26 protein-coding genes are annotated in these 25,820 nt (G+C 65.0%); 7 read left to right on the top strand and 19 right to left on the bottom strand.

The annotated features are described in order from the left end of the window. Window positions 1–25: 25 nt before the first annotated feature. From ahbB (C4S71_RS12340) to C4S71_RS22490, 4 genes are read right to left on the bottom strand one after another with little or no spacing between them, the layout of a single operon-like run. Window positions 26–574, bottom strand: a complete 549-nt coding sequence (ahbB, locus tag C4S71_RS12340) for a siroheme decarboxylase subunit beta (RefSeq protein ID WP_103969318.1) — start codon at window positions 572–574, stop codon at window positions 26–28. Beyond that, window positions 549–1,031: an Lrp/AsnC family transcriptional regulator gene (locus tag C4S71_RS12335; protein ID WP_103969317.1), complete on the bottom strand. Its 483-nt coding sequence runs from the start codon at window positions 1,029–1,031 to the stop codon at window positions 549–551. The genes ahbB (C4S71_RS12340) and C4S71_RS12335 overlap by 26 nt, the downstream gene beginning before the upstream one ends. Continuing rightward, complete coding sequence (ahbB, locus tag C4S71_RS22495) at window positions 1,028–1,549, bottom strand: siroheme decarboxylase subunit beta (RefSeq protein WP_160113385.1); 522 nt, start codon at window positions 1,547–1,549, stop codon at window positions 1,028–1,030. The genes C4S71_RS12335 and ahbB (C4S71_RS22495) overlap by 4 nt, the downstream gene beginning before the upstream one ends. Beyond that, the gene (locus C4S71_RS22490) at window positions 1,546–2,058 is read right to left on the bottom strand and encodes an Lrp/AsnC family transcriptional regulator (RefSeq protein ID WP_160113384.1); all 513 of its coding nucleotides are present in this window, start codon (window positions 2,056–2,058) and stop codon (window positions 1,546–1,548) included. The genes ahbB (C4S71_RS22495) and C4S71_RS22490 overlap by 4 nt, the downstream gene beginning before the upstream one ends. Window positions 2,059–2,382: 324 nt before the next feature. On the opposite strand from C4S71_RS22490, the gene C4S71_RS12325 reads away from it, so the two are divergent. The 7 genes from C4S71_RS12325 (at window position 2,383) to C4S71_RS12295 (ending at window position 8,889) form a co-directional block, all read left to right on the top strand. After that, complete coding sequence (locus C4S71_RS12325) at window positions 2,383–2,679, top strand: c-type cytochrome (protein ID WP_103969352.1); 297 nt, start codon at window positions 2,383–2,385, stop codon at window positions 2,677–2,679. A 14-nt stretch (window positions 2,680–2,693) separates the two neighbouring features. Further along, entirely contained in the window at window positions 2,694–3,911 is a 1,218-nt protein-coding gene (locus tag C4S71_RS12320; RefSeq protein ID WP_103969316.1) for a cytochrome D1 domain-containing protein, read from the top strand. Between the two features lie 110 nt (window positions 3,912–4,021). Continuing rightward, a complete protein-coding gene (gene ubiU, locus C4S71_RS12315) occupies window positions 4,022–5,017 on the top strand; it encodes a ubiquinone anaerobic biosynthesis protein UbiU (protein ID WP_103969315.1) in 996 nt (331 codons plus the stop codon). An 8-nt stretch (window positions 5,018–5,025) separates the two neighbouring features. Beyond that, window positions 5,026–5,940 (top strand): U32 family peptidase, encoded by a 915-nt coding sequence (locus tag C4S71_RS12310; protein ID WP_103969314.1) that lies wholly within the window; start codon window positions 5,026–5,028, stop codon window positions 5,938–5,940. A gap of 190 nt (window positions 5,941–6,130) precedes the next feature. Then, window positions 6,131–7,861 (top strand): ribonucleoside triphosphate reductase, encoded by a 1,731-nt coding sequence (locus C4S71_RS12305; protein ID WP_103969313.1) that lies wholly within the window; start codon window positions 6,131–6,133, stop codon window positions 7,859–7,861. 45 nt (window positions 7,862–7,906) lie between these two features. Then, on the top strand, window positions 7,907–8,071 hold the full coding sequence (nrdD, locus tag C4S71_RS12300; protein WP_066447604.1) for an anaerobic ribonucleoside-triphosphate reductase: 165 nt from the start codon (window positions 7,907–7,909) through the stop codon (window positions 8,069–8,071). A 68-nt stretch (window positions 8,072–8,139) separates the two neighbouring features. Beyond that, window positions 8,140–8,889: an anaerobic ribonucleoside-triphosphate reductase activating protein gene (locus tag C4S71_RS12295; RefSeq protein ID WP_103969312.1), complete on the top strand. Its 750-nt coding sequence runs from the start codon at window positions 8,140–8,142 to the stop codon at window positions 8,887–8,889. On the opposite strand, the gene cdd is transcribed toward C4S71_RS12295, so the two are convergent. From cdd to C4S71_RS12220, 15 genes are all read right to left on the bottom strand, one after another. Then, a complete protein-coding gene (cdd, locus tag C4S71_RS12290; RefSeq protein WP_086510570.1) occupies window positions 8,879–9,289 on the bottom strand; it encodes a cytidine deaminase in 411 nt (136 codons plus the stop codon). The genes C4S71_RS12295 and cdd overlap by 11 nt on opposite strands. Continuing rightward, window positions 9,286–10,014, bottom strand: coding sequence for a purine-nucleoside phosphorylase (gene deoD, locus C4S71_RS12285; protein WP_103969311.1), 729 nt, complete (start codon window positions 10,012–10,014; stop codon window positions 9,286–9,288). The genes cdd and deoD overlap by 4 nt, the downstream gene beginning before the upstream one ends. Before the next feature lie 10 nt (window positions 10,015–10,024). Beyond that, window positions 10,025–11,263 (bottom strand): phosphopentomutase, encoded by a 1,239-nt coding sequence (locus C4S71_RS12280; protein ID WP_086510572.1) that lies wholly within the window; start codon window positions 11,261–11,263, stop codon window positions 10,025–10,027. Then, a complete protein-coding gene (gene deoA / locus C4S71_RS12275; RefSeq protein WP_103969310.1) occupies window positions 11,260–12,621 on the bottom strand; it encodes a thymidine phosphorylase in 1,362 nt (453 codons plus the stop codon). Before deoA ends, C4S71_RS12280 begins: the two co-directional genes overlap by 4 nt. Further along, entirely contained in the window at window positions 12,621–13,394 is a 774-nt protein-coding gene (deoC, locus tag C4S71_RS12270) for a deoxyribose-phosphate aldolase (protein WP_103969309.1), read from the bottom strand. The genes deoA and deoC overlap by 1 nt, the downstream gene beginning before the upstream one ends. A gap of 39 nt (window positions 13,395–13,433) precedes the next feature. Beyond that, window positions 13,434–14,705, bottom strand: coding sequence for a NupC/NupG family nucleoside CNT transporter (locus C4S71_RS12265; RefSeq protein ID WP_086510575.1), 1,272 nt, complete (start codon window positions 14,703–14,705; stop codon window positions 13,434–13,436). A 375-nt stretch (window positions 14,706–15,080) separates the two neighbouring features. Further along, a complete protein-coding gene (gene galE / locus C4S71_RS12260; protein WP_103969308.1) occupies window positions 15,081–16,091 on the bottom strand; it encodes a UDP-glucose 4-epimerase GalE in 1,011 nt (336 codons plus the stop codon). Window positions 16,092–16,148: 57 nt separating this feature from the next. Next, entirely contained in the window at window positions 16,149–17,456 is a 1,308-nt protein-coding gene (locus C4S71_RS12255) for a glycosyltransferase (protein ID WP_103969307.1), read from the bottom strand. A 239-nt stretch (window positions 17,457–17,695) separates the two neighbouring features. After that, window positions 17,696–19,729, bottom strand: coding sequence for an HAD family hydrolase (locus tag C4S71_RS22305; RefSeq protein ID WP_235014352.1), 2,034 nt, complete (start codon window positions 19,727–19,729; stop codon window positions 17,696–17,698). 67 nt (window positions 19,730–19,796) lie between these two features. Next, window positions 19,797–20,258 (bottom strand): adenylyltransferase/cytidyltransferase family protein, encoded by a 462-nt coding sequence (locus C4S71_RS12245; RefSeq protein WP_103969305.1) that lies wholly within the window; start codon window positions 20,256–20,258, stop codon window positions 19,797–19,799. 57 nt (window positions 20,259–20,315) lie between these two features. Next, window positions 20,316–21,275: a glycosyltransferase family 2 protein gene (locus C4S71_RS12240; protein WP_146064601.1), complete on the bottom strand. Its 960-nt coding sequence runs from the start codon at window positions 21,273–21,275 to the stop codon at window positions 20,316–20,318. Then, window positions 21,223–22,152, bottom strand: a complete 930-nt coding sequence (locus C4S71_RS12235) for a hypothetical protein (protein WP_146064600.1) — start codon at window positions 22,150–22,152, stop codon at window positions 21,223–21,225. Before C4S71_RS12235 ends, C4S71_RS12240 begins: the two co-directional genes overlap by 53 nt. 41 nt (window positions 22,153–22,193) lie before the next feature. Beyond that, a complete protein-coding gene (locus C4S71_RS12230) occupies window positions 22,194–22,901 on the bottom strand; it encodes a hypothetical protein (protein ID WP_103969302.1) in 708 nt (235 codons plus the stop codon). Between the two features lie 65 nt (window positions 22,902–22,966). Beyond that, window positions 22,967–24,859 (bottom strand): hypothetical protein, encoded by a 1,893-nt coding sequence (locus tag C4S71_RS12225; protein ID WP_146064599.1) that lies wholly within the window; start codon window positions 24,857–24,859, stop codon window positions 22,967–22,969. After that, window positions 24,837–25,820 carry a ParB N-terminal domain-containing protein gene (locus C4S71_RS12220; RefSeq protein ID WP_103969300.1) on the bottom strand — a complete coding sequence of 328 codons (984 nt, stop codon included), beginning with the start codon at window positions 25,818–25,820 and terminating at the stop codon, window positions 24,837–24,839. Before C4S71_RS12220 ends, C4S71_RS12225 begins: the two co-directional genes overlap by 23 nt.

Here is a 25,820-nt window from a genome sequence, read left to right as displayed (position 1 = left end):
GACCTCCTCTGGCGCGGCGCAGGCTTCAGCGCGGCGGACCGGGTCGGCGCGCGAGGCGCAGACCGGTCTTCTTGAGAATGCGGGAGCTGTACAGGATGCGATGGTCGCGGCAGGCCTCGCCGAGCCTCTCGCGCAGCGCTTCGGCCTGGCGCTCGACCTCGGCCTGGCTCTTGCCGTGCAGCATCACGAACAGGTTGTAGGGCCACTCGGGAAGATGGCGTGGGCGCCGGTAGCAGTGGCTCACGCCGGGAATGGCGGCCACTTCGCGCCCCAGGCGATCGATGTGGGCATCGTCCACGTCCCATACGGTCATGCCGTTGGCCACGTAGCCCAGCCGATAGTGGTTGGGAACCGCGGCGATGCGGCGAATCACGCCGCTCTGCTGCATGCGATGCAGGCGCGCGCGAACCTCTTCACCGGCCAGACCGAGCGACTTGCCCACCGCTCCCCAGGGGTCCGGTACCAGCGGCAGGCCGGCCTGAGTGGCCAAGACGATGGCGCGGTCGATGGCATCGAGGCCGTTCGCGCCGGCATCTTCGGCCAGCGGCTCAGACGGGCAGGTGGAGACGGACATGGAATTCCTCCTGCTTGGGCATGTTGAACACCGCAAGGCCGGTGGCGGCCTCGATCGCCGCGATGGTCTCGCCGATGCGCTCGGGGGTCTCGGTGGCCAGCACGAACCACATGTTGAGGCGATGCTCGCGACGGTAGTTGTGGGCCACCTCGGGAAAGGCGTTGACCGCCGCGGTGACTCGCTCGTAATCGGCTTCCGGCACTTCCAGCGCCGCCAGAGTCAGGCCGCCACCCAGCCGCTCGGCGTGGTACATGGGGCCGAAGCGGCTCAGCACGCCATCCTCCAGCAGCCGCTCGAGACGGTAGAGCAGCTCGCCTTCGGAGAGGTCGAGCTCGGCAGCCACCGCGGCATAGGGGCGCTCGACCAGCGGCAGTCCGTCCTGCAGGCGGTTGACGATGCGCCGGTCGGCATCGTCGAGTTCGGCCGGTTCGGGCCGGTGGCGGTGTACGACGCTCATGACTGCTTCTCCCGGGTATAGCGACCGCCGCACTGCTTGTAGGCCTTGAGGCTGAACAGCACGCGGTGAGGGGTATCGTGCAGGCCGTGTCGTTCGACGATGCCATCGAGCGCCTTCAGCACCCGCTCGCGCCGGCTGCCATGGATCATGCAGAACAGGTTGTAGGGCCAGTCGGGCAGGCGCCGCGGGCGGCGATAGCAGAGTGTCACGGCGGGCTCCGCGGCCAGCCGCCGCCCGACCTCGGCCACGGCGGCATCGGGCAGGTCCCACACCACCATGGCGTTGGCGCGCATGCCCAAGGCGTGATGCCGGACCACCAGGCCCAGGCGCTTGATCAGGCCTTCCCGCTGCCAGCGCCCGACCCAGGCCAGCACCTCGCCTTCGCTCATGCCGCACTGCTCGGCCAGCGCCTGCCAGGGGCGTTCGGTCAGCGGCAGGCCACGCTCGAGCAACGAACGCAACCGCTGAGGGGATGCCCCCGGGCAGTGGCCGACCTGATCAAGCGACGCGCGGCTCATGACGCCTCCAGCTCGGCCCAGGGAATCGGGAAGCCGAGATCGATGTGATAACCCTCGACCATCGGCAGGCGCAGCAGCGGCACGCCCAGCTCCGCTTCCAGGGCTTCCAGCCGCGCTTCGAGCTGCAGCTCGTCGGCGGCGGTCATCACGAACCACAGGTTGAAATCGTGTTCACGCGCCTGGGTTTCACGAGCCAGGGGCTCACGAGCATAGTTGTGGTTGACCCCCGGCGAGCGGTTGATCACCTCCGCGACCCGGTCGCGCTCGGCCTCGGGCACCGCCACTGCCGCCAGCAGGCTGGCGCCGGCCCGGGCATGGTCGAACACCGGCCCGACCCGGCTCAGCACCTGGCCCTGTTGCAACCGCTGAAGACGCTCGATCACCTCCGCCTCGCTCGCTCCCAGACGCTCGGCCATGGCCGCAAAGGGCCGTTCGCAGAGCGGCAGGCCGCGCTGATAGGCATCGATGAGGCGACGGTCGAGTGAGTCGAGTGAGTCGAGTGCAGCCATGGGCAGTGTCCCGGCAGGCCGAAGGAAGCATGATCTTAAGCGGTATCTTACATGCGACATCAGATCGGAAAGCGGTCATCGACGCTGCCGTTGACGCAAGTCAAAAGAGGCATTTCCAAAGTACCTTTTCAGCATCCTGGAAACCGCTACTTGCCGCGGCATTGACGTTCGTCAAAACAACGGCGTGACCGGAGCGCAACACTGCGTGAACGCCGCACCCCGTTGCCGGTGCGGCAAACGCTTTCCTTTGGCTGCATCGTGAGGCTTTCCATGCACCTGCCGGCCCTGCTGTTACTCCTTGCTCTAGTGCTCCCAGGCATCGCCATGGCGGAGCCTCACGCGGATGACGTCGACCCGCAGCGCCAGACCGAGCTGGAAACCCTGCTCTATCAGGACTGCGGCTCGTGCCACGGCATGACCCTGCGCGGCGGACTGGGGCCGGCAATGCCCCGCGACCGCATGGAAGGCTTCAGCGTCGAGGCGCTCGCCCACATCATCCAGTACGGCATTCCCGGCAGCGCCATGCCGGGCTGGAAGGCCCTGCTCAGCGACGCCGAGGCACGCTGGCTGGCGGAGCATCTGCGTACCGACAACCGCCTGAAAACGCTGCAACAAGACTGATCCGGAGACTGCTCATGGCTATTCCACACTCGCTGAAAACGCTGCTGGCCGGCAGCGCCCTGGCTCTGCTGACCGCCGGTCAGGCGCTGGCCGAGCCCCCCGCCCTGAACGGGGAGCTGCGCGGTACCGGCGACCTCGGCGTGGTGATCGAGCGCGCCACCGGCAGCGTGGCGCTGGTCGACACCAGCGCAAGGCAGGTGCTGCGTCATGTGGAAGGCTTCGGCGATCTCTCCCACGCCTCGGTGAAATTCACCCGCGACGCGCGTTACGCCTTCGTCTTCGGCCGCGACGGCGGCCTGACCCGGCTCGACCTGCTCACCGGCGAGATCGACGGGCGCATCATCCAGGGTGGTAACAGCATCGGCGGCGCCATCTCCCAGGACGGCCGCTTCGTGGCGGTGGGCAACTACGAGCCGGGCGGGGTCAAAGTGTTCGACACCGAGACCATGGAGCTGGTCATCGACGTGCCGGCCACCTATCGGCGACCGGACGGCAGCACGGCCCAGGCCAAGGTGGTGGGGGTGGTGGACGTGCCGGGCAACGTGTTCGTCTTCAGCCTGTTCGAGGCCGGCGAGATCTGGACCCTGGACATGTCGCAGGACGAGCCCGAGCTGACCCAGTACCGCGATGTGGGCAGCATGCCCTACGACGCCCTGATCACCGCCAACGGCCGCTACTACATCGCCGGCCTGTTCGGCGAGGACGGCATGGCCCTGCTCGACCTGTGGCATCCGGAGAACGGCGTGCAGCGCATCCTGCCCGACTACGGCCAGGGCGAGCAGCGCCTGCCGGTGTACAAGATGCCCCACCTGGAGGGCTGGGCCATGGCCGGCGACCAGGCCTTCTTCCCCGCCGTGGGGCGCAACGAGGTGCTGGTGGCCGATACCCGCGACTGGTCGCTCACCAACCGCATCGAAGTGCACGGCCAGCCGATCTTCGTCATGAGCCGCCCCGACGAGCGTCAGGTGTGGGTCACCTTCGCCCACCCGCTCAACGACAAGGTGCAGGTCATCGACACCCAGACCCACGAGGTGATCCGGACCCTGGAGCCGGGCGCCTCGATCCTGCACAAGGAGTTCACCCCCCGCGGCGAGCACATCTGGATCTCGGCCCGGGACAGCAACCAGGTCGTGGTCTACGACACCCGCACCTTCGAAGAGCTGGCCAGGCTGCCCGCCCAGTCGCCGAGCGGGATCTTCTTCACCCACCGGGCTCACAGGATAGGGCTATGAATCAGGGCTATGAGCCAGGGCTATCCCGCTTCTGCATGACCCTCATCAAAAGCCGCTCTGTCGTAGTCGACTAGCATGGTCGGGTTTCCCCAGACTGCGAGGAGAGCGACATGGAGCTCGTCTGCCCGGCCGGCAACCTGCCGGCCCTGAAACGGGCGGTGGATGAAGGCGCCGATGCCGTCTACTTCGGCTTCCAGAACGCCACCAACGCCCGGCAGTTCGCCGGCTTGAACTTCACCGACAAGCGCGCCCGCGAAGGCATCGACTACGCCCATGCCCGGGACAAGCGGGTGTTCTGCGCCATCAACACCTATCCGCAGCCCGACGGCTGGGCCCAGTGGACCCGCGCCGTGGACCAGGCCGCCGAGCTCGGCGTCGACGCCCTGATCATGGCCGACATGGGCCTGCTCGACTATGCCGCCCGTCGCTATCCGGAGCTCCCCCGCCACCTCTCGGTGCAGGGCTCCGCCACCAGCCACGAGGCGCTGCGCTTCTACCACGACCAGTTCGGCATCAAGCGCGCCGTGCTGCCGCGGGTGCTCTCCATCACCCAGGTGCGCGACCTGGCCAAGCAGAGCCCGGTGGAGCTCGAGGTGTTCGCCTTCGGCAGCCTGTGCATCATGGCCGAGGGGCGCTGCTACCTGTCGTCGTACCTCACCGGCGAGTCGCCCAATACCCGCGGGGTCTGCTCGCCGGCGGCCCACGTGCGCTGGGAGGAGACCCCGCAAGGCCTCGAGTCGCGCCTCAACGGCGTACTGATCGACCGCTACGGCGACGGCGAGCGGGCCGGCTACCCCACCCTGTGCAAGGGGCGCTTCGAGGTCGGCGGCGAGACCTACCACGCCATCGAGGAGCCCACCAGCCTCAACACCCTGGAGCTGCTGCCGGAGCTGCGCGAGCTGGGCATCAGCGCGGTGAAGATCGAGGGCCGCCAGCGCAGCCCCGCCTACGTGTCGAAGGTCGCCGGCATCTGGCGCCAGGCGCTGGACCGCCTGGAGCGCGCGCCGGAGCGCTTCCACCCCGACCCTGCCTGGATGGCCGGCCTCGGCGAGGTCTCCGAGGGCGCCACCACCACCCTGGGCGCCTATGAACGCCGCTGGAAATAGGAGGTTTCATGTCATCCGATTCCCTGCAGCTCGCCCTGGGCCCGGTGCTGTTCTACTGGACCCGCGAGCGCTACGCCGACTTCTACCGCGAGGCCGCCGACTGGCCGGTGGAGATCGTCACCCTGGGCGAATCCGTCTGCTCGCGCCGCCGCGACATGAAGCTCGACGACTGGCTCGGCATCGGCCGCGAGCTGGCCCAGAGCGGCAAGCAGGTGGTGCTGGCGAGCCAGACCCTGATCGAGTCCGAGGCCGACCTGCGCGACCTGCGCAAGCTGTGCGACAACGGCGAGTTCATGGTCGAGGCCAACGACCAGAGCGCCCTGCAACGCCTGGCCGCCGCCGGCCTGCCCTTCGTTGCCGGGGCGGCGCTGAACCTCTACAACCCGGCTTCCATCGGCGTGATGGCGCGGGCCGGCATGCAGCGCTGGCAGGCGCCGGTGGAGATGTCGCGTGACGATCTCGCCCGGCTGCTAGCCGACTGCACCGCCGAGGGGCTCGATGCGCCCTGCGAGGTGTTCGCCTACGGTCACCTGCCGCTGGCCTGGTCGTCGCGTTGCTTCACCGCACGGCGCCACCAGAAGCCCAAGGACCGCTGCATGTTCGTGTGCCAGAAGTACCCCGAGGGCCTGGCACTGCGCTCCCAGGAATCCAAGGAAGTGTTCACCCTGAACGGCATCCAGACCCTCTCCGGCGCCTGCCAGGACCTGCGCCACGAGATCAAGGACATGACCGCGATGGGCGTGGGCGTGGCGCGCCTGAGCCCCCGCGCCGAGGGCATGGCCGAGGTGGTCGCCGCCTTCGACGCCGCCCGCCGCGGCGAGCTGCCCGCCGCCGATCCGCTCAGCCTGGTCGAGGCCGAGGTGTGCGATGGCTACTGGCACGGTCGCCCGGGCATGGACAACAGCCGGCTGCCCGCCGGCTGAACCGCCCGCCATGAGCGCCTTTGCGGCCGTCTTCGAGCCCCGCCAGCCGGCGGGGCTCGTCGTTCCTCAAGTTTTCAACTGGACTTTTTCTGACCTGGGTCATGTTCTCCCGCTGCCGAAGGCACTAGCCTTCAAACACCATATGTTGTGGTTGAAAACACCAAACGGCAGCACATATAGGGAGATTACGGTGAACGCCCCCACAAGCCAGGCCGGCCCGCGCCGCATCGACGTCGCCTCGACCGTCAACGAGTACCTCGAACGCGCCGACTGGCGCGTGCACGCCAACGCCAACCAGGGCTACTCCCTGGGCGGGCTGATCCTCAACGTCTCGGGCAAGCTGATCGCCAATTATTGGCTCGACGAGGTCTACCCGGCCGAGGTCGGCACCGCCCACCGCGAGGGCGACCTGCACATCCACGATCTCGACATGCTGTGCGGCTACTGCGCCGGCTGGTCGCTGCGCCAGCTGCTGATCGAGGGCTTCAACGGCGTGCCCGGGCGCGCCGAGAGCGGCCCGCCGCGCCACCTTTCCAGCGCCCTGGGGCAGATGGTCAACTTCCTCGGCACGCTGCAGAACGAGTGGGCCGGCGCCCAGGCCTTCAGCTCCTTCGATACCTACCTCGCCCCCTACGTGCGCAAGGACGGCCTCGACTATCCGGCCGTCAAGCAAGCGATCCAGGAGTTCATCTACAACCTCAACGTGCCGTCGCGCTGGGGCAGCCAGACGCCCTTCACCAACCTCACCTTCGACTGGGTGTGCCCGGCGGACCTGCGCGATCAGGTACCGATCGTCGGCGGCGAGGAGCAGCCCTTCACCTACGGCGAGCTGCAGGCGGAGATGGACCTGCTCAACCGCGCCTACCTGGAGGTGATGGAGGCCGGCGACCGCCAGGGACGGGTGTTCACCTTCCCCATCCCCACCTACAACATCACCCCCGATTTCGACTGGGAGAGCGACAACGCCGAGCGGCTATTCGCACTGACCGCCAAGTACGGCCTGCCCTACTTCCAGAACTTTCTCAACTCCGACCTGGAGCCACACATGGTGCGCTCCATGTGCTGCCGCCTGCAGCTCGACCTCTCTGAGCTGCTCAAGCGCGGCAACGGCCTGTTCGGCAGCGCCGAGCAGACCGGCTCGCTGGGCGTGGTGACGCTCAACTGCGCGCGGCTGGGCTACCGCTTCGCCGGCGATCGGGCGGGCCTGTTCACCGAGCTCGACCGCCTGCTGGCGCTGGGTCGCGACAGCCTGGAGCTCAAGCGCGAGCGCATCCAGCAGTGGATGGACGAAGGGCTCTACCCCTATACCCAGCGCTACCTGGGCACCCTGCGCAACCACTTCTCCACCTTGGGCGTGAACGGGCTCAACGAGATGGTGCGCAACTTCTGCGACGACCGCTATGACATCACCGCCCCCGAGGGGCGCCAGCTCGCCCTGGAAGTGCTCGACCACGTGCGCGCCAGGATGCAGGAATTCCAGGCCGAGACCGGCCATCTCTACAACCTGGAGGCGACCCCGGCGGAGGGCACCACCTATCGCTTCGCCCGCGCCGACGCCGAGCGCTTCCCGGGCATTCTGCAGGCCGGTACGCCGGAGGCGCCCTACTACACCAACTCGAGCCAACTGCCGGTGGGGCACACCGACGACCCCTTCGAGGCGCTGATCCATCAGGACCCGCTGCAGACCCGCTACACCGGCGGCACCGTGCTGCACCTCTACATGCGCGAGCGGCTCTCCAGCGCCACCGTCTGCCGCAAGCTGGTGCACACCGCGCTGTCGCGCTTCCGCCTGCCCTACATCACCGTGACGCCGACCTTCTCGATCTGCCCGGTGCACGGCTATCTGGCCGGCGAACACGAGTTCTGCCCCAAGTGCGACGAAGCACTGCTGGCAAGACGCGCCGCGGCCCTACCGGCCTGAGCGTTTTTTCACCGCTGTCATCACCCCTTTGGAAGGAGCCAAACCATGACGAACATCGACACCCTGCCCACCGAACAACGCCAGCGCTGCGAGGTCTGGACCCGCGTGATGGGCTACCACCGCCCGGTCAGCCAGTTCAACGTCGGCAAGCGTTCCGAGCACCGCGAGCGCCGTCACTTCACCGAGCGGGCCGCCGCCCTGACGCCCTGACATTCGACCGACTGAGCGGCCGGGCCCTGCGCCCGGCATGCGCCCACATCTGGGTAAGGAGCTTCCCGATGATCGCCACCGACCTCGACTCGTCCTCACCCGAGTTTCTCGACGGCATCCGCCTGCCCATTGCCGGCCTGACCCAGATGACCACCCTGGACTACCCGGATCACCTGGCCTGCGTGGTGTTCCTGCAGGGCTGTCCGCTGCGCTGCGGCTACTGCCACAACGGCCACATGATGCCGCCGCGGCGCGGCGACGAGAGCGAGTGGCAGGCGGTGCGGGAGTTCCTGGAGAGCCGCCGGGGGCTGCTCGAGGCTGTGGTGTTCAGCGGCGGCGAGCCGACGCTGCACAACGCCCTGCCGACGGCGGTACGCGAGGTGAAGGCGATGGGCTTCAAGGTCGGCTTGCACACCGCCGGCACCTACCCGGCGCGGCTCTCGCGGCTGCTGCCGTGGCTCGACTGGGTGGGGCTCGACGTGAAGGGGCGCGGGGGCGACTTCGACCGTATCTGCGGGCGCCCCGGCATCTGGCAGCGCAACAGCCAGAGCCTGATGGCGCTGCTCGACGGCGGCGTCGACTTCGAATGCCGCACCACCGTGCACTGGCGCGACTTCTCGCTGGCCGAGGTGGAGCGCCTGGCACTGACCCTGGCCGACTGCGGCGTGCGCCGCTACGCCATCCAGGTGGCCCGCACCCGCCAGTGCCTCGACCCGGCCTACTGCCAGCCGGTGGAGAACGCCCCGCCACGGGCGATGCTGGCCGGGCTGGTGAAGCGATTGGCGCCCCACTTCGAGCGCATCGAACTCAGGGAGTGAGTTTCAGATTCTCCGGCCCAAAGGCATCGGGCAGCAGTTCCTCCATGGTGTAGCGCTTGAGCAGCCTGCCCTCGGCGTCGACCACGTGGATGCGTGTCGCGGCGTCGGCGAACTCGCGGATGCGCTGGCGGCAGTCGCCGCAGGGGGTGCACAGGTGCTCGCCGGGGCCGATCACGTAGACGTGACGCAGGCGCCGCTCGCCGGCGCTGACCATGGCGGCGATGGCCGAGGCTTCCGCGCACACTCCCTTGTAGTGGGCCACCTCGACGTTGGCGCCGAAGTAACGCGCGCCGCTCTCGCTCTCCACCATGGCGCCCACCGGATGCCGCGAATAGGGCGCGTAGGCGTTGCCGCGCGCCGCGATCAGCGCGCCGACGACGCTCGGATCGATGTCGCTCATGCCGCCCCCGCCGCGTCGTCGCGCAGTACCGCGTCCAGCGCCACCTCGACCATCTCGTTGAAGCTGCGCTCGCGGGCCTCGCTGGGCAGCGACTCGCCCTTGAGGATGTGGTCGGAGACGGTGCAGATGGTCATGGCCCGGCCGCCGAACTCCGCCGCCACGCCGTAGAGTCCCGCCGCCTCCATCTCCACGCCGACGATGCCGTAGCGCTTCATCAGCGTGAACAGCTCCGCCTGGGGGTTGTAGAACAGGTCGGCCGAGAACAGGTTGCCCACCTTCACCGGCACGCCCTGGGCCGCGGCGGCATCCACCGCGTGGCGGGTCAGTTCGAAGTCGGCGATGGCGGCGAAGTCGTGGCCCATGAAGCGGGTGCGGTTGACCGCCGAGTCGGTGCTCGCGCCGAGGCCGATCACCACGTCGCGCACCGCCACGTCGTCACGCACCGCGCCGCAGGAGCCGACCCGGATGAGGCGCTGCACGCCATAGTCGGTGATCAGCTCCTTGGCGTAGATGGAGACCGAGGGGATGCCCATGCCGTGGCCCATCACCGAGATGTCGCGGCCGCGGTAGCGCCCGGTGAAGCCGAGCATGTTGCGCACGCTGGTGACCTCGCGGGCGTCCTCGAGAAAGGTCTCGGCGATGTGCTTGGCGCGCAGCGGGTCGCCGGGCATCAGCACGGTGTCGGCGAAGATGCCGCGTTCGCCCTGGATATGGGGAGTCGCCATGTCACGTTTCCTATGCAGCGAGAGGGTCAAAACCAATGAAGCTCGTGCCGTCGGCCATGGGCGGAAGGCCCAGGTGCGCCGCCAGGCTCTGGCCGATGTCGGCGAAGGTGTCGCGCGCACCCAGCGAACCGGGGGCGAGCCCGGCCCCCAGCGCCAGCACCGGCACCCGCTCGCGGGTGTGGTCGGTGCCGTGCCAGGTAGGATCGCAGCCGTGGTCGGCGGTGATCACCAGCAGGTCGCCGTCGCGCAGTCTGGCCAGCAGCTCGGGCAGCCGCGCGTCGAAGGCCTCCAGCGCGGCGGCATAGCCGGTCACGTCGCGCCGATGGCCGTAGAGGGTGTCGAAGTCGACGAAGTTGGTCATGACCAGCGAGCGCTCGCCGGCCTCGTCCAGGGCGGCCAGGGTGGCGTCCATCAGCGCGTCGTGGCCGCTGGCCTTGAGCGTGCGCGTCACCCCGCAGTGGGCGTAGATGTCGGCGATCTTGCCGATGGCGATCACCTCGCCGCCGTCGTCGCACAGCTTCTGCAGCACCGTGGGCGCAGGCGGCTCGACGCTGTAGTCGCGGCGGTTGGCGGTGCGGGAGAAGTCATCGGCGTGTTGACCAACGAAGGGCCGCGCGATCACCCGGCCGATGTTGTAGGGCTCGAGCAGGCGCCGGGCGGTCTCGCACAGGGCATGAAGCCGCGCGAGGCCGAACGACTCCTCGTGGGCAGCGATCTGCAGCACCGAATCCGCCGAGGTATAGACGATGGGCTTGCCGCTGGCCATGTGCTGCTCGCCGAGCCGGGCGATGATCTCGGTGCCCGAGGCATGACAGTTGCCCAGCACGCCGGGCAGCTCGCCCTCGCGGATCAGCGCTGCGAGCAGCTCGGGCGGAAAGCTCTCCTCGCGGTCGAGGAAGTAGCCCCAGTCGAAGCGCACCGGCACCCCGGCAATTTCCCAATGGCCCGAAGGGGTGTCCTTGCCCGAGGAGATCTCCCCGGCGTGGCCGTAGGCGCCGATCACTTCGGCCGGCAGCTCGACGCCCTCGGCCCAGGCGCCGGTGCTCTCGCGGTGGGCGTGGAACAGCCCCAGCCGGCCCAGGTTGGGCAGTGCCAGCGAGCCCTGACGATCGGCACCGTCACACTCTCCACGAGAGCAGGCGGCGGCGATATGGCCCAACGTATCCGCCCCGGCGTCGCCGAAGCGCTCGGCATCGGGGGCCGCGCCGATGCCGAAGGAGTCGAGTACCAGCACGATGGCGCGAGTCATGGCGCCTCCCGACGGATCACGTCTTGAATGAGTGTAGGCAGTACGACGCCTTCGGGCGCGACGTCGTTCACTTCGATGGCCGCACGCAGCTGGCTGGCGGCGCGCTCGGCGTCGGCCTCGCTTGCCGCATGCACCCAGGCCAGCGGGCGTTCGCCGTCGACGGCGTCGCCGAGAGCGGCGATGCCGGTCAGGCCAACGGAATGATCGATGGCATCGCTCGGCGCACGGCGCCCGCCGCCCAGCGTCACCACGGCAAGCCCCACGGCGCGGGTGTCCATGCGTGTGACCCGGCCGCTGCGCGCGGCATGCACCGGGCGCACCACGGGCGCCCGGGGTAGATGGCGCTCGGGGCGTTCGAGCAGGTCGGCAGGACCTCCCAGCCCCGCCACCATGCGCGCGAAGCGCTCGGCGGCAGCCCCCGAGGCAAGCCGCTCGTCGAGCAGGGCCAGGGCCGCATCGCGGCTCTCGGCCAGCTTGCCGGCCAGCAGCAGCTCGGCGGCAAGCGTGCGGGTCACCTCCAGCAGGCGCCCGCCCCGCTTGTTGCAGAGGAGCAGGTCGATGGCCTCGCGTACCTCGACGGCGTTGCCGGCGCAGGGCGCCAGCGGCTGGCTCATGTCGGTGAGCAGCGCGGTGGTCGGTGTGCCGGCGCGGCTGGCCACCTCGGCGATAGTCTGCGCCAGCTCCCGTGATTTCTCGAGGGTGGGCATGAAAGCGCCGCTGCCGCTCTTGACGTCCATCACCAGGGCGTCGAGGCCGCAGGCCAGCTTTTTCCCCAGGATCGAGCTGACGATCAGCGGCAGCGACTCCACCGTGGCGGTGACGTCGCGGATGGCGTAGAGCCTCCGGTCGGCCGGGGCCAGTTCGGCGGTCTGGCCGACGATGGCCACGCCCGCCTCGCGCACCAGCGTGCGCAAGCGCTGCCGCGTGGGGGCGATGTCGTAGCCGGGAATGGCCTCGAGCTTGTCCAGGGTGCCGCCGGTGTGGCCCAGGCCGCGGCCGGAGACCATCGGTACGTAGCCGCCGCAGGCGGCGATCCAGGGTCCCAGCACCAGCGAGACGAGGTCGCCCACGCCGCCGGTGGAGTGCTTGTCGAGTACCGGCCCCGGCAGGTCGAGCCCCTCGCCCAGACCGCGCCACGCCAGCACCTCGCCGGAGTCGCGCACCGCCTCGGTCAGTGCCACCGTCTCGGCGGCATTCATGCCGTTGAGGAAGATCGCCATGGCCAGCGCACCGACCTGGGCGTCGGAGAGACTGCCGTCCGCGATACCGCCCACCAGCTCGCCTATCGCCTCGGGCGAGAGCGCCTGGCCATCGCGCTTGGCGCGGATAAGCTCCTGGGGAAGCGCACGGAACGTCATCAGTAGCCCTCCGTCGAGCCCTTGTCCTGCTCGACGCCCAGGGTCTCGAGCAGGCTGCCGAGCAGCCCCGAGGCGCCGAAGCGGAAGTGCGCCGGCGTGATCCACTCGGCCCCCATCACCCGCTCGGCGAGCTGCAGGTAGGCGGCGGCATCCTCGGCGGTGCGCACCCCGCCGGCGGCCTTGAAGCCCACGTCGCGGCCGCTCGCCTTGATCGCGGTGAGCAGGATCTTGGCCGCATCCAGGGTAGCGTTGACCGCCACCTTGCCGGTGGAAGTCTTGAGGAAGTCGGCGCCGCCGTCGATGGCCAGCATGCCGGCACGGTCGATCAGCCCCGCCTCCTTCAATTCGCCGGTTTCCAGGATCACCTTGAGCACGGCGTCGCCGCACTCGCGCTTGCACGCCTCGACCAGCTCGCGGCCGACCTCGGCGTCACCCGCCATCAGCGCGCGGTAGGGGAAGACCACGTCGACCTCGTCGGCGCCGGCGGCAATGGCAGCGCGGGTCTCGGCCGCGGCGCGCTCGACGTCGGCCTCGCCGTGGGGGAAGTTGGTCACCGTGGCCACCTTGACCTTGCCGGCCAGGCCCTGCTCGGCCAGCGCCTGGCGCGCGGTGGACACGAAGGCGGGATAGACGCACACCGCCGCCGGATGACCCGCAGGTGTGTTGGCGCGGGCGCACAGCTCGCGAATGACGGTATCGTTGTCGTCGTCGTTGAGGCTGGTAAGGTCCATCAGCGCCAGGGCCTGGCGCGCGGCCTGCTGCAGTTCGGTCATGACGTTACCTGTCGAAGCGAAGTGAATTGGCGGCGACCATCAGATCACCCCGCCGATGGAGAGAAAGAAACCGGCAATGGCCGCCGACATCAGGTTGGAGAGGGTGCCGGCCAGCACCGCCTTGACGCCGAAGCGGGCGATGTCGTGGCGCCGGCTCGGGGCGATGCTGCCCAGGCCGCCGAGCAGGATGGCAATCGACGAGAGATTGGCGAAGCCGCACAGGGCAAAGGAGAGAATGGCGATGGTGTGGCCGCTCATGGCCTGGCCGGTATTCGTCACTATCGCGTCGCCGTCGATGTAAGGCGCCAGATTGATGTAGGCGACGAACTCGTTGACCACCAGCTTCTGGCCGATGAAGGAGCCGGCCAGGGTGGCCTCCGCCCAGGGCACGCCGAGCACGAAGGCGAGCGGCGCGAACAGCCAGCCGAGAATCAGCTCCAGGCTCAGCTGCTCGAAGCCGACCCAGCCGCCGACACCGCCGAGCATGCCGTTGATCAGCGCGATCAGCCCGATGAAGGCGAGCAGCATGGCGCCGACGTTGGCGGCCAGGCGCAGCCCGGACGAGGCCCCCGCCGCCGCCGCGTCGAGTACGTTGACCGGCCGGTCCTCGGCCTCGATCACCTCGCTGGCCTCCTCGACGTCGTCCACCGGCTTCTCGGTCTCGGGCATGATCAGCTTGGCGAACAGCAGGCCGCCGGGGGCCGCCATGAACGAGGCCGCCACCAGGTACTCCATGGGAATGCCCAGCGCCGCATAGCCGGCCAGCACCGAGCCCGCCACCGAGGCCAGCCCGCCGCACATCACCGCGAACAGCTGCGAGGGGGTCATGCGGGCGATGAAGGGGCGCACCACCAGCGGCGCCTCGGTCTGACCGACGAAGATGTTGGCAGTGGCCGATAGCGACTCGGTGCGCGAGGTGCCCAGCGCCTTCTGCAGCGCGCCGCCGAGGATGCGGATCACCCACTGCATGATGCCGATGTAGTAGAGCACGGCGATCAGCGAGGAGAAGAAGATGATCACCGGCAGCACCTTGATGGCGAAGACGAAGCCGATGTTGCCGGTATCGGCGAGGCCACCGAAGAGGAAGTCGATGCCGTCGTTGGCGTAGAGCACCACCTGGCTGACCCCGGCGGAAATGGTCTGCAGCACCGTCTGACCGAACGGCACGTAGAGCACGAAGGCGCCGATCCCGGCCTGGATGGCGAAGGCGCCACCCACGGTTCGCAGGCGGATGGCCCCACGGTTGGTGGAAAAGATGAGAGCGATGACGATCAGTGTCGCCATGCCGACCAGGCTCATGATGGCAGTCATGGATTCCTTCCTTTGGTGCCGGCGGCGATGTGCCAGGACCCGCCGCATCTGGTTGTCGTGGTATCAGCGCAGGGGAAGACTGCACGAATGTGAAAAATATAACATCCGCTGTAACAGTACCAACATTCGCCTTGCACAAACGCCGAAGCCGCCATCGCTGGATGGCGGCTTCGGCGTTCTTGCTCAGCGCCGGGTCATGACACGGCGGCAAGTGGCCGAGCCCCGTCGGTAACGGCCGGGCAAGATTATGGCGGACTGCCGGCGTCCTTCGAAGCAGCGCTGGGAAATGCCCTTCAGGCCATGGCGGAGGCGAAGTCCAGCTCGTGCTATTGGGGCCTCATCTTGGAGAGAAATGCGAGAGCGGGCGCACGGCGCTTACGGGTAGCCATCGGGATTGAGCTGCTGCCAGCGCCAGGTATCACGCACCATGCTATCCAGGCACCGACGAGCCCGCCAACCAAGCTCGTTCCAAGCCTTGGTGGGATCAGCCCAGAATGCCGGTAGATCGCCGGCACGTCGGGGGGCCATCAAGTAAGGCACGTCCACGCCGTTCACGGCAATAAAACGGGACACCATCTGCAGCACCGAGACCGGGCGACCAGTACCCAGGTTGTAGCACTGTATGCCAGTGCGATCCAAATGCTTCATCGCGACGACATGCCCCTCCGCCAGATCCATCACGTGCAGGTAATCGCGCTCACAGGTGCCGTCAACGGTGGGATAGTCATCACCGAAAATCGACAGCGTTTCGCGGCGCCCAGCGGCGACCTGGGCAATATAGGGCATCAGGTTATTGGGGAAACCCCTGGGATCTTCACCGATCTGGCCGCTCGCGTGAGCTCCTATCGGGTTAAAATAGCGCAACATCACCACGGACCAGGCATTTTCCACGCTGCATAGCTCTTCGAGCATCTGCTCTACCATCGCCTTGGAGGCACCATAAGCACTGCTGGGCACCCCTCTGGGAAAATCTTCACGGTAGGGGACCGGTGCCTCAGCGCCATAGACCGTGGCCGATGAACTGAACACCAGCCGATGGACACCCGCCGACCGCATGGCTTGGTACAGGGTGAGGGAGCCTCCCACATTGTTTCCGTAATAGTCCAATGGCTGCTGAACGCTCTCTTCCACGGCCTTCAAGCCGGCAAGGTGAATAACAGCCGTGATCTCCCACTCGGCGAAAATCGCATCGAGACAGGCCTGATCGCAAACATCTCCTTTCACAAAGGCAAGCTCGCGCCCCGCCATTCTCTCTACTCGTCGGAGAGATTCCAGAGAGGCGTTGCAGAGGTTATCCAACACCACTACCCCATACCCAGCTTCGAGCAACGTCAGCACCGTATGAGAACCGATATAGCCAGCCCCACCGGTCACCAGAATTGTCACAGCACTGAACTCCCTTCCCTTCATGCAGGGTTTATATCCGCCCTGCAGATTCACATGCTAGAGGGCCGGATGTTTTCCGATGAAGCCGATCCCTGAACTCGGGGAGCCTTTGTGGCTTGACAAGAGTTCATGGTATATCGCCAGCAGGGAATCATTCTGTTGAAGAAGATTGAACTCGCCCTCTACCTTTACACGCCCGCAATAGCCCATTTCGCTCCACCTTTCCGCGTGATCAGCCAGGTAGGCGATGCGCTCCGCCAGCATTTCGGGATCCCGCTCAGGAACGAGAAAACCAGATATTCCATCCTCAACCAGCTCCGGGATGCCGCTATGCCAAGTACTTAGGACCGGCATCCCGGAAGCCATGGCTTCCATCAAGGAGACAGGAACCCCTTCTTGATCCCCGTTCGCCGCCGTAACGCTCGGAAGGATGAAGACATCGGCCTGAGCGAGCATCGTCTCCACCTCGTGGTGCGGCCGTGGTCCGTGAAGGTTGACTAAATCCTTGACTCCAAGACGGTCGACGAGCTGATTAATAGCGTCCCACTCCGTACCGCTGCCGATAATGTCATATCGCAATAACAAATCCGGTCTAGTACGCCGAAGAAGTGCCACCGCCTCAATTGCGTATCGCAGCCCCTTCTTTTCAGTGAAACGTGCTGTCGTGGCTAGACGGAGCCTTCCATCTCTGGGCTGGCGCTCCTGATACCTGAAGCGATCTACATCGATACCCACGCGGTGGACCTGGACTCGGTCCGCCGGCGCCCCCAATTCGATCAACTTCTTCTCCCATCGGTGGCTGATGGGCAAGATGAGATCCGCATGCTCAAACAGCACTCGGTACGGATGGTGTCTCCCCGCTTGATAGAGCACTTTGGACACATCGATACCGTGGAAGGTCACGACGAGCTGGCGACAGAATCCGAGCCGTTTCAGGTGTGCCCCGAGGATACCGTTAGGTCCGAAATGACAGTGCAAGATATCGACGGGGCCGATAGCAAGGGCCTGATCAAAAACATAGGGAAAGTGAAGGCTCAGGGCCTTGCCTCCATAAGCCATGACATTGAAAGAAGATAAATAATCCCACTGCTTGTGTCTTGCATGCGCTATTATCTTGCCAAGAGCGCCTCTGATACGCTGCCTCTTGGAAACGGGCATACGGTAATGCCAAACACGCTCCCTAATCCCCGAAGCGTGCTTGCCTAGGCTACTCCAGGCCATGGCGTCCCCACTGTTCGCCAGCACCTTGACATCCACGTCTCTTTCAAGAAGCCCGACGACGTGCTGCATCACGAAGGTTTCAGAGAGCTCAGGAAACCTGCTGGCCAGCACTGCCACCTTGGGATTTATATAAACCAAAGTCATCTTCCTTCTTGAGTTTCATTCGCCTCCAGCTTGATTTTCCTCTATCATCAAGGAAGCCATAACCGGGGAAGCGGGGGGATTAATACCGACCTTACAAACCTTCAATCGGCGCTCATCGGCAATGATCTTTAATTTGAAAAAAAAGGTTCAAGGCGGCGTGAAACAAGAAAATCTGGTAGACCTGGCGATGAAATTAACGTATAAAAAAGTATCGCACGAGGAAAAATGAGCCATCATTTTCATCGTCGAATCATGGCTTTCAATTTACGGCATAGCTTGGTTGCAAAGCTCATGACAATTGTATAACCAGCCGAACTTGCCGCCAGACTCCCCTGAGGCCATAAACGCCCATGAGAAGGAAGCCGCAGCCTGAGAATCATCGAAATCATATCTCTCGCGGTAAATGGACGAGCAAGTGGTCTGATAGATAGGCCGGCATGATCCGTCTCTATCGGCATTGCACTCCAAGCTCTAGCTTCCCACTGCTCTGGCGCATACCAGAACTTTCTTATCAATTTCGCACTAGCGGCTCGCGAGTCGGCCCCTACATATACGGCCTTTGGGTCCAGATACAGGTTATCAACGAAGGCTGCGCATGCTTGCCTCAATAACGGCAGCCCTGCATCAATGGCTGCCGTATTCCGCTCGGCCTTAAGAACCGGCACGACTTTCCCCTCCGCCACAGAATAACCTTGAACCAAGCCATGGTCTCCACAACATGCTATTTCGATCACACGCGTCAGGTCTGGAATGACTTTTACGTATCCACTCCGGCTGCTTTCGTTGCAAAAATAGGCTTCTCGTTGGCAGCAGCTTCCGGCCTCGCCACCCTGCATCAATTGAAAATAAAATGCCTTGGGCGCCACGGCTCCCTTCTCGACCACCAGGCGAGAAAGCGTATTCAGCATCTGACCGCGCCCACATGTATCGACAAGCCCCCACTCGCCTGGGTCCAGCATACCCTCTTGCCGTGCGTATCGCACCAACAACTCCCTGGCTTTAGAAGCTCTCTGCAGAATAATCTCTGAGGGGTTTTCCCGCGTAAGTAGATCGGCCAGTTTCTTGTGCGCTTTCTCGGTAAGGGCCTTACTCCAGCAGCGCTCGCCGAGCCCTACCTCTGACAGTGATTCGCGTATGTCCTCTGGCGCGAGGGCCACTCTTGCTAGATAGCTTCGGACGGAGCGTTCCCCCGTTCTCCGCATGATCCATGCTAGTGCTGCATCATCAATGATATGCAAACCTGCCAACTGGATCGCCTGGCGACTCCCGTAGAAATATCTCATCTCCATATCAAAATATGGAATTTTCCGGGACAGTCGCCGTGCCATGTCCAGCAGTACCTGACCATCTCGCGAAACGAAGTACAATCTACGCAGCCCCAGGCGTTTTGCACGCCGCAGCAACCACAAGACATATCCGACAAGTACCGGTGCGATAACGCCAGCTGACATGTCTCTTAGCGCAGCCTGTGTCGGAGAGGATGCATTCACCGAAAGACGCGTCATGCGGGATGCTCCCGCCATCACTGACGTTAGGCCATCCGTGGCGATGGAGTAGCTCTCAAGGATTTTTTCATAACTATTCAGGTGCGCATGATTGTAATATTCCGGGCGGACTCCGGACTTTCGCGCTGCCAATACATCCGCTCTGTAATTGTCACCGACATGAGATATCATTCCTGGCGATACCCCTTCACGCTCAGCCACATGCAGAAAGGAATCGCCGTGCCGCTTCGATTTCTCCATCTCACATGATACGTAGCATGAGTCTCCCTCGCGGAACAGCCCAAGATCAGCCAACCGGGCCTGTATGAATTCCGAGCCCAGGTACATATCAGAGAGGAAGACTATCCTATCGCCGCGCACGCGTGCATGTTTGACATGATCGCGCATTTCGGGAATTGCGCGGATCAGCTCGACCTCAAGCGCACACTCAGCCTCGGCCAGCGCCCCGATATCTCTCTCCGTCATCTCCAGAGCAAAGCTCAACTCGCGATAGATCGCTTCAAGGGTTACATCACGCGGATGAGCGATCCGTCTTGCTCGACGCTCTGCTTCCATACGATGCTCTGCAAATGCAGCGGGTGTGCACTCTATCAACCCATTGGAGCAGAGCCGTCTTCCCAGCAGTAGAAAAACGGCGGAAGGGGTACCTACCAGGCGCGTCACTAACGTATCGAAAACGTCATAGGAAATGACCCGGCTCGCTAGGGCGCACGTCGCTATATTCGCTACGTGTTTCGAGGTGGAAATCCCATCCGATTTCACGTCCATATCCGCATCTCGTATTTAGCGCATTTCTGCCCCGCTAGGCTGCCCGCCTCCTATGGCCGCAGCGGTTTCAGCCGAAGTCCTTGCGCAGCGCCTCGAGCACGTCGAAGGCACGCAGCAAGTCTTCACGGGACACACTGCTGAAGCGGTTCAGCGAGCGTTTGAGGTCAGTGGTCGAAACCCCGTCGGTACGGGGCAGGTAGACGACCTCGCAATAGCGCGACAGGTAGTCGAAATGACCGCGCCAATCGTCGCCGATGGCGAAGGTGTGCACGTCGTAGCGCTGAATGTCGTCGACCTTCTGCTCCCAGCAGGTCTCGGGAATGACGGTATCCACATAGCGGATCGAGCGCACGATCTCGGCGCGCTGCTCGAACGGGATCAGGGTACGCTTGCCCTTGCCGGCGTTGAACTCGTCGGTCGACACCGCCACGATCAGGCGACTGCCCATCTCCGCCAGGCGACGCAGCAGGTTGAGATGGCCGATATGGAACATGTCGAAGGTGCCATAGGTAATCACGCATCCGCTCATCACGTTATCCTCCTGTGCGGACAAATCGTCCGAACCCTTCGCGGTCATTTCCCTCATTCACTTCCGATAGCGCTCATAGCAGGACTGGGGAAGCATCAGTACGGCGACACGTGCGCAATGGCTCAGGCCCAGTCCGGACAGCGAGATCGCGGCAAGTTCGGCCTTCACCGAGAGTCCAAGCCGCTTCTTCCGGGCCGCCCGGGCAAGTACCTTGCGATTGATGGTCGCCCGTAGATAACGCGCTTCCCGCCACGACAGCCGAGCCGAACATTGCGCAAGCCATTCGGCATCGGAGCGGGGGGGAGCCGGCTCGCCTGCATCCCGATTACCGTTGCGGTCATCACTGAGCCACAGGCAGGTCACGGTATTGTCGTAGTGGATCGCCGCCAGCTCGCACAGCACCTTGAGCCAGAAATAGATATCGCCATCGTCGCGCAAGCCGCCGAGCGGAAAGCCACCAAGCGCCAGAAAGCGCCCGCGACGAATGCAGGTGGCACCGGTATGGATGAAGTCATGCTGGGCAATGGCTGCCAACGCCTCCCGGCGAGTGGTCACCCCACTGGGCAGGCTGGCAGTTCGTGGCAGCCTGCGATGCCCTTCCATCTGCTGATAGGCATTGACGAACAGCTCGATGTCGGCATGCTTGCCAATGGCATCGGCAAGGCGGGAGAGGTGATCGAAGAGCAGGATGCTGTCGGCATCGAAGAACACCAGCCAGGCGGCCCTGGCCTGCTCCGCACCGAAGTTTCTGGCCTCCTGGGCTCCACCCTCGTCTTGTCGATACAGGCGTAACCGGCCCTTGCCTGCATGTTGTTCGAGCAGTTGGTAGGAGCCGTCGGTCGAGCCGCCGTCCACCGCAATGACCTCGAAATCGCGATAGGTTTGCTGATAGAGGCTGGCAAGCGAGTCCGTCAGCGTCGCTACCTGATTGAGGACAGATATCACGACCGAGAAGAATGCCATGTCAGTGGCTCCGACGGCGACGCCAGCGATGAGAGAAAGCGAGCCTTTGTCCACTAGCTTCAGGTCGTATCCGTTGAATCAACCAGTCAGATAGGAGCCGACGTCCCAGATCGATCTCATAGAGTGCCCGGTGCCACAGTATTGCCAGGCGATTGCCCGTCACCAAGGCCTGCATCATGCTCAGGTCACGGCGGTCCGCGAAGGTGCCGCGCGAGCGCTTGAAGCGGATGATCTGCTCGAACGAGACGCAGCGGAGCTCACCCAGACGAAAATGGCAGCCAGGGGTGGCCAGCATTTCCCGCAGCGAACATCGGTGGTGATGGCTGTCGTCGTCGTTGCGCCTGATGCGCGGCCGATGCCTCACCTCGGCCGCAAGCGCCAAGTAGTCGATGCACTCGGCCTTGCGTAACCCGTACAGCTCGAGCACCAGACTCGCATCCAGCAGCACCTCGTCATGGCGGAAGCGATTGTTGGCGAGGAACGAGCGAAAGTACGAGAGTCTGGCCGCAGTGACGGTATAACGCCCCAGGCGGGCATGACGCAGGAAGTGGCCGGCGCTGTCGTCGAGCAGCCAGCGCGCCAACTGGGCCGCCTCCTCACCAACCAGAATCAGCCAGCCATCCCGCGGTGCATGGTGGCCTCCCTCGGCTACAGGTAACGGTTGATATACCAGCAGCTCCAGCGCGGTTTCTCGCCCCGGTAGAATGATCCCGACCAGCGCTTCCAAGTTCGCTCTGGCACGCGGTGTGAGCCGCACACGCTCGCGGTAGCCGACCTCGGCCAGGGCACAAGGCAGCCTTTCACGCCCGCACGCTCCACGCGGCTTGAGGGCAAGCCGCCAGCAAGAGCCGCTCCGCTCCAGCGCTTCGACGGCGGCGCTGCGTGACATGGGCTCAGATGGAAAACTCAGGCCTGCGTATGATGCTTTCATGGCATCTGCTCCACTCCGCCTAGGCTGCGTGAGGGATTGGATCAGCCAAGGAAGTTGTAGTTGTCAGCGATCCACCGGTTGCGCTTCGCCAGTCGCCTCAGAGTGTCCCGATCGGGTCGCCACCCCAGCCCTGCAAGAAAGGCATCGAGCCGTTCGAGCGTCATGTCAAGCTCCTGGGCGGCATAGCTCGACTGACCGTGCAGCGTCTCGAGAATGCCCCGGTAGTCGTGGTCCTTGGGCGGCCTGACCTGGGCATTGCGCTCACTGAACTCCGACGGGATACCCGACAGATATCCCTTGTGGTAAATCGCGTGATAGCTCAGTGACAGGAAGTGCTCATCGGCCGCGGGAACGCGAACGAGTCCCTTCATCCAGATCGCGTTGGCAAGAATTTGCCGAGCCTTCGCCGCGGGGTAGTAGCTGCCTTGGTGATGGCTCGTTCCCGGCAGTCCGCTGACGCTGTAGAGGTCGCAGGCGATATCCCGCTTGCGACGATTGACGCTCACACACTCGCTGAGCTTTCCGACATCCTCGTCGGCAACGAGAATATCGACGTCCTCGCCCGGTTCGATGACAGGCAGGGAGTCGAACCAGCGCAGCACGACGTAATCGACCTCCCTCTTCTTGAGCGCATCGAGAAAGCCCATCATGCCCAGCCGTCCGTCGATGTAGCGCCGGTGCGTCATCGGTCGCCCCAGGTGGCTGGCATAGCGCTGCCTGGCGTAGCGCTTGATCTTGTTGAGCAGCATGTTCCCCACCCCCGTTCATCGATGCACTTGCGCATCCCGGCGCGTCGTGCTGTCCTGCATGGGTGCTATTGCGGCGATCTCAGGCTGCCGGCCCCAGACCGACCGACCTCCTGCACCGGTTTGGCCCGTGGCATACTCTTTCCGGTCATGCGCCGTAGCTTGCGCCAGCCCATGCGACGCACGCCTGCCAAGGTGATGGCAACCAGCGTGATACGCCGCACCACGACCAGCACAGGGCGTGGAAAGGAATAAAGGCACATGAAGCGCGGCAGACCGGTATACGTCAGCCAGCGACGCAGGTAGGGGCGACGCTGGGTCGTGGGGGGTATGTCACCGGGGAAGGTGTCCGGCACCGGATACCAGGCGTAGTTACCCTTCAAGGTGTCCTGCTCTTGATCGCCGGGCTGAAGGAACTCGAAATCGATCACCTTGAGCCCCTTGCAGGGGTCGTAGATCACGTTGTGGGGATTGAAATCGATGCACTCATAGCCCAGCTGTCGGTAGTGCAGGATGATCGCTCGCAGCCGCTCGATCGCCCATATCGGCAGCAGCCCATGCGGGTAGAACAACGGCTTGGGCGAAAGAATGCTCGGCAGACTGTTTTCGTACCACTCGAACACCAGATAGTGAGAGCCGATTTCTAGGATGCGCGAGACCTCCGGCAGCGAGCTGCCCAACTCACGCGCCTTGACCTCACGCTCGAGGAAACGCTCGCGACCCGGTCGAAAGGTCTTGCAGATCGCCCACCGCCCGTGGAAGTCGATCAGCTCCACCTTGGCCCGGCGGGCATGCTTGCTCAAATCGGCCAGCACCGGGTATGGCGAGGCGAAGGCGGCATTGCGCTGTCGGGCGCACGCCACCACCTCATCCACTCTCTCGGGCGCCACAATGCCGAGATACTCCACGGCCTGCATGGCGTTGTCGGAGGAGTGAACGGGGTTGCAGTGCTGCGAGGTGGGTTGGCCCCGGTTGACCAGGCGGCGCATCTGCTCCTTCACCGTGAACACTCGGGCATTGTCCACCAGCTCGGAGGCGCCCGATGCCTTCGAGGGCGAGAGGTCCGGATAGACATCGTGGGTCACCAGGAGGTACGCAGGCAGGCCTCCACTGGTCGGGTACGGTCCTCGCCCCCAATTGCCGCCGCGGATCAGATCGGCCACCTCGTCGCGTTGCTCACCGCTGATCGGCGCCTCATGGAGCACGTCGAACCCGTTGCGGACAAGCACCTCCCGCAGCCCATCGAGCCTCTCCAGCCCGCGCTCACGGATGAGATATACCGCCAGGCCCGGCGCGACGTCTTGGGTCGAGACCTGCAGGCGCAGCTTCAGCCAGGGATTGACTGCAGACAGCTTCTCCACGGTATCCGAAAGCGGTGCCCAGCCAGCCTCGCCGAGCAGCCCATCCAGCGACTCGAGGTCGAGCCGGATAGGTGGCGGCCACAGGCCGCAGCGGGCGTTCAGCGCCTTGATGGCGCTGGCGTGGGGCGATGCCATGTAGCCATCGCCGATGGCGCTCTCGCTGGCCAGGCCGCTGGCCAAGCCGAGGTGGTAAACTGCTTCCACGCTCAGTGCCATCAGTCGCTCTGCATCGCTGGCCAGGCGGGGGGCGGGCTGGGCACGGGCCGCAGCAAGCAGTTCACGTGCCCGTCGCACCGGCAGGTAGGCCACCTTGTTGCGGTCACTGCCCGGCAGCCCGCCCACGCTGTAGAGGGTACAGCGCAGATCGCCCGACCGCGCGGTGGTGCCGAGCAGCGCCGCTGCCTGCGGCAGGCCGTCGTCGGCCACCAGCAGCACCACCTCCTCACCGCTGGGCCAGGCCACCTCCGCGCCGGGCCAGTGCAGGAAAAGATGGTCGACGCCGCGCTCCGCCAAGGTCTCGGCCAGCCTATCGAACCCCGCCTGCCCGGCAACGTAATAGTGCCGAGGGGCGCGTCGCTTACCCCGGGGTCCCCGGGCCAACCTGTTCCGAACTCGCTTCCAGCTCATCATGGGATTCCCCCTGATTCGGTTCTCGCGGCTCCTGCCCCGTCGTGACGGCTTCGGGCAGCTCTTGCTCGATGCAACGGCCACCCTCGCTGAAACAGTCGTCGAACACCTTGAGTGCGGCCGAAGGTGTGAACAGACCGGAAGCCACGCCCGGCCACAGCATGACCTCCTGACGACGCACGAACTGCTCTACACGAATGGCGATGCGCTCCTGGCCCAGGGCGCTGATCACGGCATAGCGATGCTGTCCCACCAGCACCTGCCAGCGCCAGCGACCGTCGGGATGGCTCAGCACAAGGGCGCGAATGTCACCATCGGTGCCGTCATGGCGGCGCACGCCATGGGTGCGTATCGACTCCACCAGCCGTGCCAGGCGCTCCACCTCGACGTGTAGCTTGAGCTCACTCACCGGCCCGCAGAACTTCCAGCCGGCCTCAAGACCAAGCTCTTTTCCCAGCACCCTGGCGTTTTCTCGCTCTTCAGCGCGACGTCGCTGGATGCGCTTCTGCTCCAGCGTTAGCGGGTCCCAGGGCCATGGCGAAAGCCAGGTTGGCAGCGCATCCAGCGCTTCGCTCTCGCACCTGTCCAGACCAAAAAACTCGGCTGCCGAGCGAGGCTGCCAGGCTTGATAGAACGCCACCAGCGCCTCCCGGATCAGCGCTCGTTCCTGGCCAGGATTGGCCAGGGCACGCGGTATCACGCCGGCAAGGGGCCGCGGACGGCCGAACGGGAAATTGAACAGGCCGAAGCCCCAGGCCACAGGGGCATCCAGCAGCAGCCGGCGCCCTGGGTGGCGATAGCTGAGGGCCAGCGGGTTGCCTTCGTGGCTGCGCGCATCCACAGGGCGGAAACGCTTCATCGACAGCAGATGAAAGCCGCACTTTTCCCCCTTGCGAATCAGCCAATGCTTGATCAGTAGCGGCTCGACTCTCAT

This window comes from Billgrantia desiderata (assembly GCF_900108215.1).
GTDB classification, from domain to species: domain Bacteria; phylum Pseudomonadota; class Gammaproteobacteria; order Pseudomonadales; family Halomonadaceae; genus Halomonas; species Halomonas desiderata.
This window is presented reverse-complemented; position numbering and strand designations above follow the sequence as displayed.

Excerpts from the sequence above, each read along its gene's own strand:
- ahbB (WP_103969318.1), bottom strand. The coding sequence starts at position 574 with ATGTCCGTCTCCACCTGCCCGTCTGAGCCGCTGGCCGAAGATGCCGGC.
- C4S71_RS12335 (WP_103969317.1), bottom strand. The coding sequence starts at position 1,031 with ATGAGCGTCGTACACCGCCACCGGCCCGAACCGGCCGAACTCGACGAT.
- ahbB (WP_160113385.1), bottom strand. The coding sequence starts at position 1,549 with ATGAGCCGCGCGTCGCTTGATCAGGTCGGCCACTGCCCGGGGGCATCC.
- C4S71_RS22490 (WP_160113384.1), bottom strand. The coding sequence starts at position 2,058 with ATGGCTGCACTCGACTCACTCGACTCACTCGACCGTCGCCTCATCGAT.
- C4S71_RS12325 (WP_103969352.1), top strand. The coding sequence starts at position 2,383 with ATGGCGGAGCCTCACGCGGATGACGTCGACCCGCAGCGCCAGACCGAG.
- C4S71_RS12320 (WP_103969316.1), top strand. The coding sequence starts at position 2,694 with ATGGCTATTCCACACTCGCTGAAAACGCTGCTGGCCGGCAGCGCCCTG.
- ubiU (WP_103969315.1), top strand. The coding sequence starts at position 4,022 with ATGGAGCTCGTCTGCCCGGCCGGCAACCTGCCGGCCCTGAAACGGGCG.
- C4S71_RS12310 (WP_103969314.1), top strand. The coding sequence starts at position 5,026 with ATGTCATCCGATTCCCTGCAGCTCGCCCTGGGCCCGGTGCTGTTCTAC.
- nrdD (WP_066447604.1), top strand. The coding sequence starts at position 7,907 with ATGACGAACATCGACACCCTGCCCACCGAACAACGCCAGCGCTGCGAG.
- C4S71_RS12295 (WP_103969312.1), top strand. The coding sequence starts at position 8,140 with ATGATCGCCACCGACCTCGACTCGTCCTCACCCGAGTTTCTCGACGGC.
- cdd (WP_086510570.1), bottom strand. The coding sequence starts at position 9,289 with ATGAGCGACATCGATCCGAGCGTCGTCGGCGCGCTGATCGCGGCGCGC.
- deoD (WP_103969311.1), bottom strand. The coding sequence starts at position 10,014 with ATGGCGACTCCCCATATCCAGGGCGAACGCGGCATCTTCGCCGACACC.
- C4S71_RS12280 (WP_086510572.1), bottom strand. The coding sequence starts at position 11,263 with ATGACTCGCGCCATCGTGCTGGTACTCGACTCCTTCGGCATCGGCGCG.
- deoA (WP_103969310.1), bottom strand. The coding sequence starts at position 12,621 with ATGACGTTCCGTGCGCTTCCCCAGGAGCTTATCCGCGCCAAGCGCGAT.
- deoC (WP_103969309.1), bottom strand. The coding sequence starts at position 13,394 with ATGACCGAACTGCAGCAGGCCGCGCGCCAGGCCCTGGCGCTGATGGAC.
- C4S71_RS12265 (WP_086510575.1), bottom strand. The coding sequence starts at position 14,705 with ATGACTGCCATCATGAGCCTGGTCGGCATGGCGACACTGATCGTCATC.
- C4S71_RS12255 (WP_103969307.1), bottom strand. The coding sequence starts at position 17,456 with ATGACTTTGGTTTATATAAATCCCAAGGTGGCAGTGCTGGCCAGCAGG.
- C4S71_RS22305 (WP_235014352.1), bottom strand. The coding sequence starts at position 19,729 with ATGGACGTGAAATCGGATGGGATTTCCACCTCGAAACACGTAGCGAAT.
- C4S71_RS12245 (WP_103969305.1), bottom strand. The coding sequence starts at position 20,258 with ATGAGCGGATGCGTGATTACCTATGGCACCTTCGACATGTTCCATATC.
- C4S71_RS12235 (WP_146064600.1), bottom strand. The coding sequence starts at position 22,152 with ATGAAAGCATCATACGCAGGCCTGAGTTTTCCATCTGAGCCCATGTCA.
- C4S71_RS12230 (WP_103969302.1), bottom strand. The coding sequence starts at position 22,901 with ATGCTGCTCAACAAGATCAAGCGCTACGCCAGGCAGCGCTATGCCAGC.
- C4S71_RS12220 (WP_103969300.1), bottom strand. The coding sequence starts at position 25,820 with ATGAGAGTCGAGCCGCTACTGATCAAGCATTGGCTGATTCGCAAGGGG.